Origin of the sequence: Mycobacterium arosiense ATCC BAA-1401 = DSM 45069 (assembly GCF_002086125.1) — a bacterium.
GTDB classification, from domain to species: Bacteria; Actinomycetota; Actinomycetes; order Mycobacteriales; family Mycobacteriaceae; genus Mycobacterium; species Mycobacterium arosiense.
Map to the genome: position 1 here is coordinate 19,148 of NZ_MVHG01000054.1, position 14,537 is coordinate 33,684.

General features: G+C 65.6%; 11 protein-coding genes. 6 read left to right on the forward strand and 5 right to left on the reverse strand.

The genetic code is table 11. From position 1 onward, the window contains the following. The first annotated feature begins 36 nt into the window (after positions 1–36). Positions 37–1,902 (forward strand): DNA polymerase III subunits gamma/tau, encoded by a 1,866-nt coding sequence (locus tag BST14_RS18770; RefSeq protein WP_083065886.1) that lies wholly within the window; start codon positions 37–39, stop codon positions 1,900–1,902. 14 nt (positions 1,903–1,916) lie between these two features. On the opposite strand, the gene BST14_RS18775 is transcribed toward BST14_RS18770, so the two are convergent. Both BST14_RS18775 and BST14_RS18780 read right to left on the reverse strand, forming a co-directional pair. After that, positions 1,917–3,227 carry a class I SAM-dependent methyltransferase gene (locus BST14_RS18775; protein ID WP_211280758.1) on the reverse strand — a complete coding sequence of 437 codons (1,311 nt, stop codon included), beginning with the start codon at positions 3,225–3,227 and terminating at the stop codon, positions 1,917–1,919. After that, a complete protein-coding gene (locus tag BST14_RS18780; protein ID WP_083065895.1) occupies positions 3,224–4,615 on the reverse strand; it encodes an FAD-binding oxidoreductase in 1,392 nt (463 codons plus the stop codon). Before BST14_RS18780 ends, BST14_RS18775 begins: the two co-directional genes overlap by 4 nt. 82 nt (positions 4,616–4,697) lie before the next feature. Here BST14_RS18780 and BST14_RS18785 point away from each other — a divergent pair, with 82 nt between their 5' ends. Further along, a complete protein-coding gene (locus tag BST14_RS18785) occupies positions 4,698–5,135 on the forward strand; it encodes an SRPBCC family protein (protein ID WP_083065887.1) in 438 nt (145 codons plus the stop codon). Here the strand turns inward: BST14_RS18785 and BST14_RS18790 are convergent. Next, positions 5,132–5,914 (reverse strand): class I SAM-dependent methyltransferase, encoded by a 783-nt coding sequence (locus BST14_RS18790; RefSeq protein WP_083065896.1) that lies wholly within the window; start codon positions 5,912–5,914, stop codon positions 5,132–5,134. The two genes, BST14_RS18785 and BST14_RS18790, sit on opposite strands and share 4 nt — an antisense overlap. A 1,107-nt stretch (positions 5,915–7,021) precedes the next feature. Between BST14_RS18790 and BST14_RS18795 the strand changes: the two genes are divergently transcribed. The 4 genes from BST14_RS18795 to BST14_RS18810 all read left to right on the forward strand — a co-directional run bounded on the left by BST14_RS18795 (position 7,022) and on the right by BST14_RS18810 (position 10,139). Then, positions 7,022–8,335: an argininosuccinate synthase-related protein gene (locus tag BST14_RS18795; protein ID WP_083065888.1), complete on the forward strand. Its 1,314-nt coding sequence runs from the start codon at positions 7,022–7,024 to the stop codon at positions 8,333–8,335. Between the two features lie 210 nt (positions 8,336–8,545). Then, positions 8,546–9,124: a nitrile hydratase subunit alpha gene (gene nthA / locus BST14_RS18800; protein WP_245845526.1), complete on the forward strand. Its 579-nt coding sequence runs from the start codon at positions 8,546–8,548 to the stop codon at positions 9,122–9,124. Continuing rightward, positions 9,121–9,786: a nitrile hydratase subunit beta gene (nthB, locus tag BST14_RS18805; RefSeq protein ID WP_083065890.1), complete on the forward strand. Its 666-nt coding sequence runs from the start codon at positions 9,121–9,123 to the stop codon at positions 9,784–9,786. Before nthA ends, nthB begins: the two co-directional genes overlap by 4 nt. After that, the gene (locus tag BST14_RS18810; RefSeq protein ID WP_211280759.1) at positions 9,783–10,139 is read left to right on the forward strand and encodes a nitrile hydratase accessory protein; all 357 of its coding nucleotides are present in this window, start codon (positions 9,783–9,785) and stop codon (positions 10,137–10,139) included. Before nthB ends, BST14_RS18810 begins: the two co-directional genes overlap by 4 nt. Here BST14_RS18810 and BST14_RS18815 read toward each other — a convergent pair. Beyond that, entirely contained in the window at positions 10,136–11,062 is a 927-nt protein-coding gene (locus BST14_RS18815; protein WP_083065892.1) for a class I SAM-dependent methyltransferase, read from the reverse strand. The two genes, BST14_RS18810 and BST14_RS18815, sit on opposite strands and share 4 nt — an antisense overlap. A gap of 20 nt (positions 11,063–11,082) precedes the next feature. Next, positions 11,083–14,537 (reverse strand): non-ribosomal peptide synthetase (locus BST14_RS18820; protein WP_142279475.1); only part of this gene is annotated, 3,455 nt, incomplete at its 5' end.

The window sequence follows — 14,537 nt, forward strand, 5'->3', positions numbered from 1 at the left end:
CGTCGTCGTCGGCGGACGCCGGTAACCTGAGCGACCGTGGCCCTCTACCGCAAGTACCGACCGGCAACCTTCGCCGAAGTGGTGGGGCAGGAGCACGTCACCGAACCGCTGTCGATCGCCCTGGAAGCCGGGCGGATCAACCACGCGTATTTGTTCTCCGGGCCACGCGGCTGCGGGAAGACCTCCTCGGCGCGCATCCTGGCCCGCTCGCTGAACTGCGCTCAGGGGCCGACGGCCACCCCCTGCGGGGTCTGCGAGTCGTGCCAGGCGCTGGCGCCCAACGCGCCCGGCAGCATCGACGTGGTCGAACTGGACGCCGCCAGCCACGGCGGCGTCGACGACACCCGCGAGCTGCGCGACCGCGCGTTCTACGCGCCGGCCCAGTCGCGCTACCGGGTGTTCATCGTGGATGAGGCGCACATGGTGACCACGGCGGGATTCAACGCGCTGCTCAAGATCGTCGAGGAGCCGCCCGAGCACCTCATCTTCATCTTCGCCACCACCGAACCGGAGAAGGTGCTGCCGACCATCCGGTCGCGCACCCACCACTACCCGTTCCGGCTGTTGCCGCCGAAGACCATGCGCGCGTTGATCGCCCGGATCTGCGAGCAGGAGGGCGTCGCCATCGATGACGCCGTCTACCCGCTGGTGATCCGCGCGGGCGGCGGCTCGCCGCGCGACACCCTCTCGGTGCTGGATCAGCTGGTGGCCGGCGCCGAAGGCGCCCACGTGACCTATCAGCGGGCGCTGGGCCTCCTCGGCGCCACCGACTTGGCCCTGATCGATGACGCCGTGGACGCCCTCGCCGCCGCCGACGCCGCCGCGCTGTTCGGTGCGGTGGAGTCGGTGATCGATGCCGGGCACGACCCACGGCGATTCGCCACCGACCTGCTCGAGCGGTTTCGCGACCTGATCCTGCTGCAGGCCGTCCGGGACGCGGCGAGCCGGGGCGTGGTGGACGCGCCGGAGGACGTGCTGGAGCGGATGCGTGAGCAGGCCACCCGGATTGGGCCGGCGACCCTGACCCGCTACGCCGAGGTGGTGCAGGCGGGGCTGGGGGAGATGCGGGGCGCGACGGCGCCACGCCTGCTGCTCGAGGTCGTGTGCGCGCGACTGCTGTTGCCCTCGGCCAGTGACACCGAAGCCGCGCTGCTGCAACGCGTCGAGCGGATCGAGACCCGGCTGGACATCTCCATTCCCGGCCCCGACGCCGCCGCGGCGCCGCGCAGCGCGGCGCGGGCCGAACCCGAGCCACCCGCTCGGTTCACCCGGCGGTCCGCGGCGGCCGCCGCCAAGCCCGAGCCGAAGACCGAGCCGCAACCCGAGCCCGAGCCGGCGGGCGTCGACGAACCGGCCTCCTCGCCCGCGGCTGAAACCGCCGGGGCTGCGGCGTCGGCGGCCGAATCAGCCTCTGCACCAGGCGAACTCAACACTGCCGCGGTGCGCAGCATGTGGTCGACGGTGCGTGAAAAGGTGCGTCAGCGCAGCCGCACCACCGAGGTGATGCTGGCCGGTGCGACCGTCCGGGCCATCGAGGGCAACACGCTGGTGCTGAGCCATGAATCGGCGCCGCTGGCCAAGAGGCTTTGTGAACAGCGCAACGCCGACGTGATCGCCGAAGCGCTCAAAGACGCGCTCGGCGTCAACTGGCGGGTGCGGTGTGAGGCCGGCGCAGCGGCCTCCGCGCCGGCAACCCCGCCCGCCGGCGGGGAAAGCGACCCGCCCGTTGCGAGCGCCCCGGAGCCCGCCGCCGACGCGGACACCGCGCGGCGCGACGAAGAGGAAAACATGCTCGCCGAAGCGGTCCGCGATGAGCCGTCGGCACCGCGCCGCGATCCCGAAGAGGTCGCGCTGGAATTGCTACAGAACGAGTTGGGCGCCCGCCGCATCGACAACGGCTAGACGAGGCGGGCGGGTCAAGGCGTCCACCATGGCCGCAGCGGCAGGTCGTCGTCGCCGCGCCGGTCGACGTTGGCCGCCAGCAGGTGATGCAGCTGAAGGTTGTTCTGTTCGAACGCCACCCGTGACGCCGCCATGTACAAACCCCACACCTTGGCGGTCGGCAAGCCGACCTCGGCGACGGCGGCGTCCCAATGCTGCACCAGATTTCGGCACCAGTCGCGCAGCGTCATCGCGTAGTGATGGCGGAAGTTCTCCCCGTGCAGCACCTCGAGGCCGGCGTTCTGGATGTCGCTGGTGATGCGGCCCGAGCCGGTCAGCTCCCCGTCCGGGAAGACGTAGCGATCGGTGAACCCGCCGGCGAACGAGGTCGAGGTGTTGTCGTGGCGGGTGATGCAGTGATTGAGCAGCAGCCCGCCGGTGCGCAGCTTCGACTTCAGGAAGCCGAAGTAGGCGGGGTAGTTTTTGACGCCGATGTGCTCGGTCAGCCCGATCGAGGACACGGCGTCGAACTGCGTCTCGCCGACATCGCGGTAGTCGGTATGACGCACCTCGGCCCGCTCGGTGAGGCCTTCGTCGGCGATCGCCCGCTGCGCCCACTTCGCCTGCTCGGCCGACAGGGTGGCGCCGATGGCCCGCACGCCGCGGCGCGCGGCGTAGCGCACCATCCCGCCCCAGCCGCAGCCGACGTCGAGCAGCCGATCGCCGGGCTGCAGCCGCAACTTCTCGAAGATCAGCCGGTACTTGTTCTGCTGGGCGTCCTCGAGCGTGGTCTCGGCGTCGGGGTACACCGCGCAGGTGTAGGTCATCGACGGGCCCAGCACCAGCTCGTAGAAGGTGTTGGACACGTCGTAGTGGTGGTGGATGGCCTCGGCGTCGCGGGTCTTGGTGTGCATCAGCCCGTCGGCGACCCGGCGCCATCGGGGCGGGGTCTCCTGCGGGGGTGGCGCGACCGGCAACAACCGCTCGAAGCCCAGCGAACGGACGACGTTGGCCAGCACCCGGGCCGGCGGCCGCTTGAACTGCACCCGGTCGGTCAGCGTCTTGAGCAACTGGTACGGATCACCCGGGTGTACGCCGTAGGCCTGCAGGTCGCCCGCGACGTAGGCGCGGGCCAGGCCGAGCTCGCCGGGTGCGGTCGCCAGGTAGGTGGCGCCGCGCGGGGTCCGAAGGTCCAGCCCCAGTTCGGCGTCTTCGCTTCCGGCGGTGCTGCCGTCATAAGCGGTGAATTTCAGCGGATGTCGCCCGGTCGCGGCGAAGACTTCCAGGATCTCGGCCATGCTGAGCTTGCCCGTCGACGAGCGGTGCGGTTCTTTGGTCGTCGTCATCGCCGTTGTACCGCCTTTGCGTAGAGGTCGAGTAAACGAGAATCGGGGTCATAGGTTTTCTTGACGGTGTTGTAGGCCTCGCCGCCGTACAGTTCGTCGAATTCCTCGCGGGAGTAGAAGGAGTCGGAGTACAGCGACTTGTGCCCGCCGAGTTCACTCACCTTGGCTTCGATCATCCGGTTGGTGGCGCCCTCGGTGGCGCCGGCCGGCACCGATGACCAGAAGCCGACGTTGACGTAGGTGTGATCGGGCCGCATCGGGTACAGCGGCCAGCCGCCGTGATCACGTAGACGCAACGGGCACAACCAGATTGGCGTGATGGGAACGCTGTCGAGGAACCACTCCAGGAACTCGCCGGTCCGTTCGACCGGCACCTCGATGTCTTGCACCACCCGTTCGCGCGGGGGCCGGCCGTTGCGCTTCTCGATCCGGTCGGCGATGCCGAACCGCTGATCAATCGCGATCAGCTTCCAGTAGAAGCTGCTGCGCCGGTAGCGGCGTGGCCACCAGCGACGCAGCCGCGGGTCCTGCACGCCGAAGGCGCGCGAGCACCAGAACCAATCGGTGTCCCAGCGCCAGAAGTAGTCGTTCATGGTCAGGCGGTCATCCTTGGCGGCTTCGACGCCCGGGGAGTCGTGCCGGATGGACTGGTAGTAGATGTCGCGGCCGGTGTAGTCGCTGACCGGGCCGGGAGTCGTGGTTCGCCGGCCCACACACAGGTAGCTTTCGTCGGCGCTGAAGACCACCCCGTCGAGGTAGTCCACCGGCGCCCCGCCCTGGCCGCCGGTGTCGATGATGCGTTCCATCGCGCCGATCAGATCGGGCAGCGAGCGGAATCGGACGTGCCGCAGCGCCACGAACGGCGTGACGGGTTCCAACTCAATCCGGAGCCGCGTCGAATAACCAAGTGTTCCATAGGAATTGGGGAAGGCGCGGAAAAGGTCGGGGTGCTGGGTGCGCGACGTGGTGAGCAACTCGCCGGCGCCGGTGAGGATGTCCATCTCCAGCACGGATTCATGTGGCAGGCCGTTGCGAAACGACGACGACTCGATACCCAGCCCGCTCACCGCGCCACCGAGGGTGATGGTCTTGAGCTGGGGGACAACTAGCGGCGAAAGGCCGTACGGCAGCGTGGCAGCGACCAGGTCAGCATACGTGCACATGCCGGCCACGTCGGCGGTGCGAGTATCGGGATCCACGCGGAGAACACCAGTCAGTCCCGACGTGTCCAGGCCGCGCGCATCGCTTTTGGTGCGGGCGCGGAACAGATTTGACGTCGGCTTGGCCAGGCGGACGGCCGACGTGGCCGGGATCGATCGATAACTTGCCATCAGCCGATCCACGCCGGACTTGTGGGCCGAGAGTGCAGATCCAAGGACAGGCACCAGATATACCCTAGTCTTCGACAACAGCCCATGCACCCGTCGTCGGCGGGCGGCACCGTTGAAATCATCATGAGGAGGGGTCGCATTGGGACAGGTGAGCGCAGAAAGCACCATCTTGATCAACGCGGAGCCCGCGGCAACCCTTGCCGCCGTCGCGGACTACCAGAATGTCCGCCCGAAGATTCTGTCCCCGCAGTACAGCGACTACCAGGTGCTGCAGGGCGGTCAGGGTGCGGGCACGGTCGCCAAGTGGAAGCTGCAGGCGACCAAGTCACGGGTGCGCGACGTGCAAGTCAATGTCGACGTGGCCGGGCACACCGTCATGGAGAAGGACGCGAACTCGTCGATGATCATCAACTGGACGGTGGCCCCCGCCGGACCCGGCTCCAGCGTCACCGTGAAGACCACCTGGACGGGGGCGGGCGGTGTGAAGGGCTTCTTCGAAAAGACCTTTGCGCCGTTGAGGCTGAAGAGGATTCAGGGCGAAGTGCTGGGAAACCTGAAGAAGAACCTGGAAGCCTAGGCGCAAGGCGCGGCCGGCGCGCGACGGGCAACCATCGCTGTCGCCCCCTGCGGTCGGGTGCGGAATTCGACGGTGATCGCCGGGTCGGCATGCGCAGCGATCGCACGCAGCGCCGACGGGCTATAGGCGCGTAGCGAGCTGATGACCGCGTCGTGCAACGACGGGATCAGCCCGGTGAACGGGAGCGTGAACGTCAACTGCACCAATTGCAGCGGCGCCCGCCACCTGCGCAGGTCGATGACCAACAACTTTCGCGCTACGCGGGTCCCTTCGGCGAACACTCGAGCCGCCTGGTCGGGCGCCAGGTGATGCAACGACAGCGCAAACACCGCGAGGTCGTAATGGCCGTCCGAGGCGTCGATCGCAGTGGCGTCCATCTCCCGCACCGTGGCGCGTGGGTCGCTGCCGAGGTCGCTGCTGGCTACCGAGGCCACAAACTCGGGATCGATGTCGGTGACCGTCACCTGAGCCGCGGGGTTCAATTCCAGGAGCTTGCGCGACAACCCGCCGAGACCGCACCCGAGTTCGAGGATCTTCGGCGCAGGGACGTCGGGCACCTCATCGAGCGCGGCGAGGGCGCACATCTTGTAGGTGCCCATAAACCGTCGTCGTCCGCTGCGGTCGAGGGACTGGATGACCCTGCGCTTGAGATCGTCGACGTCGTCGCGGTCCAGGTATTCCAAACGGTCGGTGCGCAGCCGCCGGTCCAGCCACGAGGCGTCCGGCCCACCCCGGGGCATGGTCGCGATGTCGCGGGCCATCCTGTCCATGTGGATCATCATGGATGACGGCAGCCCTAGTTCGGCATAAAACAGTCACAAATTCACGCAAAACCGCCAGAGCAATTAAAGGCGACTGCAATCGGTTCAGGTTGGGGCGCCAGGTGCCTTCGCCGAGCCGCCCGGGTCAACTCATCGGACTCGGTCGCGGCAGCCCACGTGGTGGAGCATCGCCCCGCGCGGTTCGGTTTTTCGGCGCGACAGTTAACTTGTCGATGGAAAGTATGTGCATCGGCCAGGGTTGGGGATTTTAGATACATAGGTCGCATGCGACGCGCTGGAAATGGTTGAGAGATTGCTCGTCGATATGACAATGAGGTTGTTTTTCCGGTTGGTCGATTAAGACCGGAAGTCATTCTGAACCAGTGGTCCGGCACACCGGGCAAAAGGCTCGGGAAGTGCCAGATTTTGCGGCGATTTGTTCGCTTTTTGATTCTATTCGACGCCAAGAGGAAATGGCAGCGACGACCGGCGCGAGCAAAGTCCGAGGGCCATCGGTTCGTCGGCTGGTAACGCGGGCCCAGGACCCTGGCCGTCGGCCCCCGCGACCGACGCCGAGCGTGGCCATTGATTATTAACAGTTTGTTTGCTGAATGGATCCCTTCGATAAACAGTCGGCCAGCCGGGACGGTGCGGCGGGTGATCGAACGGTTACGCATCGACCGAGGGACGTCATTGGTGATCGAGCCGTCTTCGCGAGTGGCGAGATCGAAGGGTGCGGCGGTGGAAGTCCGCTCGATCCCGCGAATCCAGGCGACCCGCAGGGATGGCGATGGCCTGCATATTGTGTCCTCAGGAAGGACGGCTCACGCGGCAGCGCACCAGCGGTCGCATCGGCCGGATTGGCGCACCGCATCACGTCCGTCGACGTCGCACAGCGACACGCGAGGACCGACTACCGGCGCCCCGTCAATCGCCCATTCCAGGTGTCCCGCGTGGCGAAGAGTGTTAGCCTGACCCGTGGGGAAGACCTGAACCTTCCAGGATTGCCGGTGTGGCCTTTCGGATGTCTTTCCGGGACACTTCGGCCGCATGATTAGCACTGCGTGGGCAACGGAGGTTGCGACCGTGACACCACCTTCCGACTCGCCCGATGGAGTTTGAATTATGGGATCCGACCACTTGAGTTACAGAAAGATCCGCTCGTTTTCGGATATCGAGCGATTGTGCCAGCGCAACGACACCATCGTGACGCTGTGCGGGGGCGGGTTGGACAGTACGTACCTGTTGGCACAGCTGTCGAAACTAGACGCGCATCTCATTGCGCTTTCGATCGACGTCGGAGACGACTTCGATCTCGGAAATTTCTCCTACATCGCGGACAGGTTCGACGTAGAAATCACCCGCCTGGACTACCGAAAAGAATTCGCCGAAGAGTTCGTGTATCCAGCGATTCTCGCGGGTGGCAGATATCTTGGTCAGCATCCCATCAGCGCATCGCTGTCACGACCATTGATTGCCCGAGTCGGCGTGGAGTTCGCGCGCTCGGTCGGTGCCAAGTGCCTGCTCCATACAGCCAATCAGTCGCAGAACAGCTTGCGGAGGCTCAACGGAGCCATTTCCGACCTCGGTTTCGAAGGCTACTTCGGATCGCCCTACGAGTTCGACGCTCTGACCCGCGAGCTCAAGCGCTTGGAGCTGCAGGAGGAGTTCGGCATCTCTGGTTTCGCGACGCGGATGACAAGCACCGACACCAACTTGTGGTGCAGAGAGTTCGAAAGTGGCAGCCTGGACGATCCCGAACAGTTCGAAATCGACCAGAATCTCTACCAGTGGTCTGTCCCATCCGAAACGGCGACTCGCGTCATCCAGCTCCGCTTCGATGAAGGGCATGTCGTCTCGGTGGACACCGAACCCGTCACTGACTTGGTAGACCTGATCTCCGGCCTCAACACCGCAATCGGTCGTTACGGCATCGGACGCTTCAGCAGCCTGGAGCACCTCGAAAACGGCGAGAAGGTGCTCGAAGTCCGCGAAGCACCCGCCGCCACGCTCATCCTCGAAGGTTTCGCTCAACTCGCGTCGGCGACCGTCGAGGTGGACACCCTGCGTTGGATGCGCACTCTCGGCGAAGCTTTGATAATGGAGGCCGTAGAGGGGCGATGGTTCCGCGGTCTCCGGGAGGCACTGCAGTCCTTCCTGGAAGTCAGTGCTCACCGCGTAACGGGGGACGTCCGATTCACCCTTCGAAGCGGTGCATTCGAGCTCGCGGGGTTGAAGGCCGTATCACCGCTTTACATTCGTGATCGGGAACAGTGGGAGTTCGCGAAAGCTGCCGCGGCCAAATCAGTTACAACCACGAGTCGGTTCGACGACTCTTTGGTGTTGGCTGAACAACGGAGCGGCCCTGGTCTTGGCGAGCGAGTCGAATGGCTCGACGCCGGCCTGGGGCATCGCCCCGACAGCGAGCAGGTGTCGTAGGGTTGCTCGACATCTGCGTCCCACTTCGGGGGCCGGCGTGATTCGAGCGGCGATTCGCCTCAGGCGCTGTGGCCTTGCGTTGGATCCCGAGCGTCGCCACGGCGGGCATCGTTGTAGCGGTCCACTTCGTAGCCGTAGCCTCGAAGGATGAGTGGGCCCGGCGATGGTGCTCGCGGCACCGACTCAGGTCGCTCCAGCGAGATCGGTGAGATGGATCTGCGGGTGCGGGCGCTGGAAAGCGTGCTCGTCGAGAAGGGTTACGTCGATCCGGCGGCATTGGACGAGCTCATTGACACCTATGAGACACGCATTGGCCCGCGCAACGGTGCGCATGTGGTCGCACGGGCGTGGGTTGATGCGAGCTATCGCGACTGGCTGCTGAGCGACGCCACTGCGGCGATCGCGTGGCTGGGCTATACCGGCCGGCAGAGCGAGCACATGATCGCAGTGGAAAACACGCCACAGCAACACAATCTGGTGGTCTGCACGCTGTGCAGCTGTTACCCATGGGCGGTGTTGGGCCTGCCACCCACGTGGTACAAGAGCGCGCAGTACCGGTCGCGTGCCGTGCGTGATCCGCGGAGTGTGCTGGCCGAGTTCGGCGTGACCCTGCCGCCGGAAACGCGCATCCGGGTCTGGGATTCGACCTCTGAGGTGCGATATCTGGTTGTGCCCATGCGGCCGGTCGGAAGCGAACACCTTGACGAAGAGGACCTCGCCAGGTTGGTGACACGCGATTCCATGATCGGCACCGGTCTAGCGTTGCGGCCGGAGGGTTTTCATCCGTGAGCGGCGAGGATTACGCCACGCACGCTGATTTGGGTGGCCAGCTGGGGCACGGTCGGATCGAACTCGAGGCCGGGTTCAAGCCGTGGCATGCGGCGTGGGAGCCGCGGGTGTTCGCGCTTCAGTTGTCGATGGGCGCGGCGGGGGTCTGGAACCTCGACATGACACGTTCGGTACGCGAAACCCTGCCGGACTACCACCAACGCAGTTACTACGAAATCTGGTTCGCCGCTCTGCTCAAACAACTCGAGGGGCACGGGTTGGTCTCTGCCGAAGAGTTGGCCGCCGGCCGGATGCTCCGCCCGCCGATTACATTGCCCCGCGTGGTGCACGCGCGCGATGTAGCGACCCTCCAGGCCCGCGGCGCACCCACCGAGCGGCCGGCAACCAAGGTGCCGCGGTTCTCCGTTGGTCAGCAGGTGCGCACCATCTCCGGGCCCATCCCGCATCACACCCGCCTGCCCGGATATGCGCAGGGCAAGACGGCGGTGATCGAACGCTTGCATGGGGTGCACGTCTTCGCCGACGCGAATGCCAGTGGCCGCGGGGAACAGCCGGAATGGCTATATACGGTGGTGTTCCGCGGCACCGACCTGTGGCCCGACGCCGAGCGGGGCCTGACGGTGTCGATCGACGCATGGGAACCGTATTTGGAAGCAGCATGAATCGGCCGTTTCCCGGAGTCGCCGGTGGCGACCAGCCGGTCTTCGCAGAGCCTTGGGAGGCAAGGGCTTTCGCGATGGTGGTTTCGTTGCACGAGCGCGGGCTGTATACCTGGGCCGAGTGGGCCGACGCGCTGGCCACGCGGATCGAGCAGGCACAGGCAGATGGTGACCCCGACCGTGGGGACACCTACTACCGCCACTGGCTCGGTGCACTCGAAGACCTGTTGGCGCGCCACGGAATTGGTTCGGTCGAGACCGCGCGCTGGCGTGATGCGTGGCAACACGCGGCGAACCGCACACCGCATGGCGCACCGATCGAACTCCAAGCCGAGGACTTCGACGTAGCGCCTTAAGCCGGAACCGTACCGTTCACAGGCTTGCGCGCCGAGGCGATTACATAGTCGGTCAAGCCCGTCCCTCGTTCCCACACTTCTACGCCCCGGCACCGGGCGCGATCGTCCTCCGAGATTTCGACGACCACGTCCGCCATCTTCTTGTTTCCCTCAACACGCTGCCGAGCGTATTTGGCCATCCCGGGGAACACGTCTTCGCGGATCGAATGCACGACGACATCGTCGAAGCCCATCGCCGATAACCGCCTGGAGTACTCGTCGCGGTCGTAGTAATTTTCCTCGGCAATGTGGCCGTACTTTCGGCCGAAGTTGTTGATGGCGCTGAGTTTTTGGCCGGGACTAGGGAGCATGTCGGCGAGCGCGACGGTTCCTCCCGGTTTGAGAACGCGGAACGCCTCGCGCAGGAACTGATCTCGCGTGTCGAAGTGGAATGCGCATTCCAATGCCAGAACTTTGTCGAATGACGCGTCGGGAAAATCCATTGCGGTCGCGGAACCGAGGCGGACCTCGATCTGGTTTTCCAGCCCGCGCTTGGCGACACGCTCGCGACCTTTGTCGATGTGCACGGGCGTGATGTCGATGCCCGTGATGTGTGACGGCTTGAAGTGGTCCAACAGGACGAAGTCCTGCTCCGCGAAACCGACACCGACATCCAGCACCGCATCGCCCGGTTGCAGCCCGGCGCTGGTTCCCAGGAGTTCGACCATCGCGACACAAGCGTCGGGATAGGTACGCGCGTCTTTCCAATAACCGTTGTTGAGCCACAACGGCTTGGAGGCATCGGCGTACTTTTCGTTCATGAAATCGACGACGTCATCGCCGAGGATCGTGTAATAGGCCGCCGCGTCGTTCTGTCGCCGCAGGCTGGCGAAGCGGACCATCGTTAAAAACGCCCAGTAGATCGACAGAGCAATTCGCCGCATTTGTCCCTCCTAAAAGTGGGCTAAAGCAGTCCGAGCAGTTGCAAGTCGGTGACGTATTTGATGATGTTCGGCGCCGAGATGTGTGGGATGTCCGGATTGTCCTTATCGGGGCCGATTCTCGCTTCTTGCACCGCAGCACGGAAGCGGTCGGCCGGCGCGAAGGATCCGAGGGTGGGCTCGGGGGGCTCGACGGGCTGGGAATTGCGCAACAGCAACATCTGCAGCATCGAGTGTTCGCGTTGCCAATTCGGCAGGGCGCCAAGGGCGGTCTCGAACCGCTGCAACCACTCCCCGAAGTCTCCGACGCGCTGGATCGGGTAACCGGCGTCGATCAGCCAGTCGACATACTCATCCGGCCCGATGCCGTCGTCGTGCGGATTCATCACGTGATAGGTCTCGAACCCGTCGCCCACCTGTGCACCCAGCGTGGCGATGGCCTCGGCGATGAAGTCGACGGGCAGCCCGTCGAAGTGCGCGCGTTGCCGGTTGCCCCCGCCGTCGAGTTGGAAGAACGAGCCGGGCGCGATGCCGGCGGCTACCAGGCTCAGCACCATCCGGGTCACCGTGTCCGACAGGTTCAGTTGGCCCGCGTAGGTGGCGTCGGCCAGGATTACGTCGCAGCGGAACACCGCCACCGGCAGCCCGCACAGGTCGTTGGCCTCGCGCAGCAGCACCTCACCGGCCCACTTGCTGTTCGCGTAGCCGTTGCCGTAGCTGTCGTCGACCGTGCGGGTTGGGCTGATGTCTCGGATGTCGGCGTCTTCGGTGAACGCCGACGAATCGATCTGGGTCCTGACGTCAGCGGTCGACACGTAACTGTAGGGCTTGAGTTTCGTGGTGAGCGCGAGGCGGATCAGCTCCGCAGTGCCGACGACGTTGGGCACGAACAGCTCGCTATAGGGGAAGACGGCGTTGACGAGGGCCGCGGGATCGACGATCAGGTCGACGGTGTCGGCCAGCCGCTGCCAGGTCTGCTGCTCCAGGCCCAGGTTGGGCTGACTCTTGTCGCCGGCGATGACTTCCAGGTGACCGGCGGATAGTTCCTGGAAGTGCCGTAGCAGCACGCGGTCTCCGCTATCGAAGGTCTTGACCAGGCGAACCCGCGCCTCGTCGTTGTTCTCCCCGCGCACCAGGCAAATCAGCGTGCCGTCGACCAGTTGCATGCGCTGCAGCCACTCCAAAGCCAGGTATCGGCCGAGGAAGCCGGTCGCTCCGGTGAGCAGAACCGTCCGGACCTCGGCGCCGGGGCGTGGCAGCGTGGGGGCGGCGGTCAGCGTCGCGGCATCGATGAACTTGTCCAGCGTGAGGTCGGCGGCGCGCACCTCCGTGGCGTTACGCCCATGCACGGACGCAAAGCTGGGCCCGTTGGACGAGTAGTCGTGTGTGCTCAACTGTCGGCTGAGTCGCCGCACCGATGGCGCGTCGAATAAGGCGAGCACCCCCAGACGGGTATCCAGCCGGCCGTTGATCGCGGCGACCAGGCGCATTGCCGAGATGCTGTCGCCGCCAAGGTCGAAGAAGGAGTCGTCGACCCCGACCCGGTCGAGCCCCAGTACGTGGGCATAGATGCCGGCCAGGATCTCCTCGGTGGCGGTGGCCGGAGCGCGGTACTGACCGGCCGTGTAGTCCGGTGCCGGTAGGGCGCGGGTGTCGAGTTTGCCGTTAGTGGTGAGCGGCAGGGCCTCGATGACTACTACCGCGGCCGGCACCATGTAGGTCGGTAGCCGCTCGGCCAGCGCCGCGCGCGCCTCGGCCGGGTCCGCGGTGCCGGTGATGTAGCCGACCAGGCGCTTGTCGCCCGGGCGGTCCTCGCGGGCGATGACCGCTGCTTGGTCGACGCCGTCGAGTGCGCTTAGGGCGGCCTGGATTTCGCCGAGTTCGACGCGATAGCCGCGGATCTTGACCTGCTCATCGGCACGCCCGACGAACTGCAACTGCCCGTCGGTGCGCCACCGAACCAGATCGCCGGTGCGATACATGCGCGTTCCAGGCGCCCCGAACGGGCTCGCGACGAAGCGGGACGCGGTTAGACCGGGTCGGCGCCAGTACCCGACGCCCACCCCGACACCGGCCACATACAACTCACCGACCACTCCGCCCGGCACCGGGCGCAGCCACCCGTCCAGTACAAAAAAGGCCGCTCCCGCCACCGGCGAGCCGATCGGCGGCGACCCCGACCCCGGTTTCAACGGCGCACTCAACGACGTGTAGATGGTGGTCTCGGTGGGGCCGTAAGCGTGCACCATCACGCGTTCGGGCGCCCATCGATCCACCAATTCGGGCGGGCAGACCTCACTTGCCGCCACCAAAGTCACCGAATCCAACCCCTGCGACGACAACATCCCCGCCGCCGACGGTGTCTGGATGAGCATGCTGACCTTTTCGTCCACCAGCAAGGCGTGCAGGTCTTCCGGTGAACGACCCACCGACTCGGGAACGACTACCAGCCGCCCACCGCGCAACAGCGCCCCCCACATCTCCCACGCCGAGACGTCGAAGGCCAGCGAATGCCATTGGGACCACACCTGTTCCGGCGTCAGCCAGGTGTCCAGCGACTTCAGCAGCTGGGTCAGATTGTGTTGGGTGATAGCCACCCCTTTGGGCGCACCGGTGGTGCCCGAGGTGTACATGAAGTAGGCGATATCGTCGGGGGTCGCCGCCACCAGGCGGGTGGCGGGATCGATGTCGAGCGGGAGGTTTTCGACATCGATGATCGGCAGATCGGTCCCGTCCAGCCGCCCGGCCAGCTTGGCGGTGGTGATCGCAACGATCGGCTGAGCGTCGCCGATCATGAATTCGATGCGCGCCGCCGGCAGCGCGGGGTCGATCGGCAAATACGTCGCTCCCGCTTTGAACACCGCCAAAATTGCCACGACCGCGTCGGCGGAACGCGAAAGCAGCAGCGCCACACACTGTCCCGGGACCACGCCGTGGGCGGCCAGCAGGTGCGCCAACCGGGTGGCCGCATCGTCGAGTTCGTGGTAGGTCATCGAGGTGCCGCCGAAGGTGACCGCTACCGCCTCGGGGGTGCGGGCCAGCTGCTCGGCGAACGACTCGGGAATCGACACGGCTGGGGGCGTGGGCCGGGCCAGCACCGCGTGGTGACCGATGTCGTCCAGGCGTGCGCGCTCACCCTCGTCCAGCAAGTCCACCGCCGACAACCGTCGCGTGGGGTCGGCGGTCATCGCCACCAACACCCGTTTGAATCGCTCGGTAATGGTGTCGATGGTCGCCGAATCGAACAGGTTGGTGTCGTACTCGAGACGAAGGCCCAGCTCCCGCCCAGGGGTGGCTTGCACCGTCAACGGGTAGTGGTTGGATTCCCGGCCGGCGAACTCGGTGATGGTCAGCTTGCGCTCGCTGGCCAAAGCCGCGGTGTCGACCGGATAGTTCTCCAGCACGAATAGGGTGTCGAAGAGTTGGTCGTGGCCGGTGATTCGGTGGATGTCGTTGAGTGCGAGGTGTTGGTGGTCCA

Coding starts and splice junctions, on each gene's coding strand:
- BST14_RS18775 (WP_211280758.1), bottom strand. CDS start 3,227: ATGACGACGACCAAAGAACCGCACCGCTCGTCGACGGGCAAGCTCAGC.
- BST14_RS18790 (WP_083065896.1), bottom strand. CDS start 5,914: ATGATCCACATGGACAGGATGGCCCGCGACATCGCGACCATGCCCCGG.
- BST14_RS18795 (WP_083065888.1), top strand. CDS start 7,022: ATGGGATCCGACCACTTGAGTTACAGAAAGATCCGCTCGTTTTCGGAT.
- nthA (WP_245845526.1), top strand. CDS start 8,546: ATGGATCTGCGGGTGCGGGCGCTGGAAAGCGTGCTCGTCGAGAAGGGT.
- BST14_RS18810 (WP_211280759.1), top strand. CDS start 9,783: ATGAATCGGCCGTTTCCCGGAGTCGCCGGTGGCGACCAGCCGGTCTTC.
- BST14_RS18815 (WP_083065892.1), bottom strand. CDS start 11,062: ATGCGGCGAATTGCTCTGTCGATCTACTGGGCGTTTTTAACGATGGTC.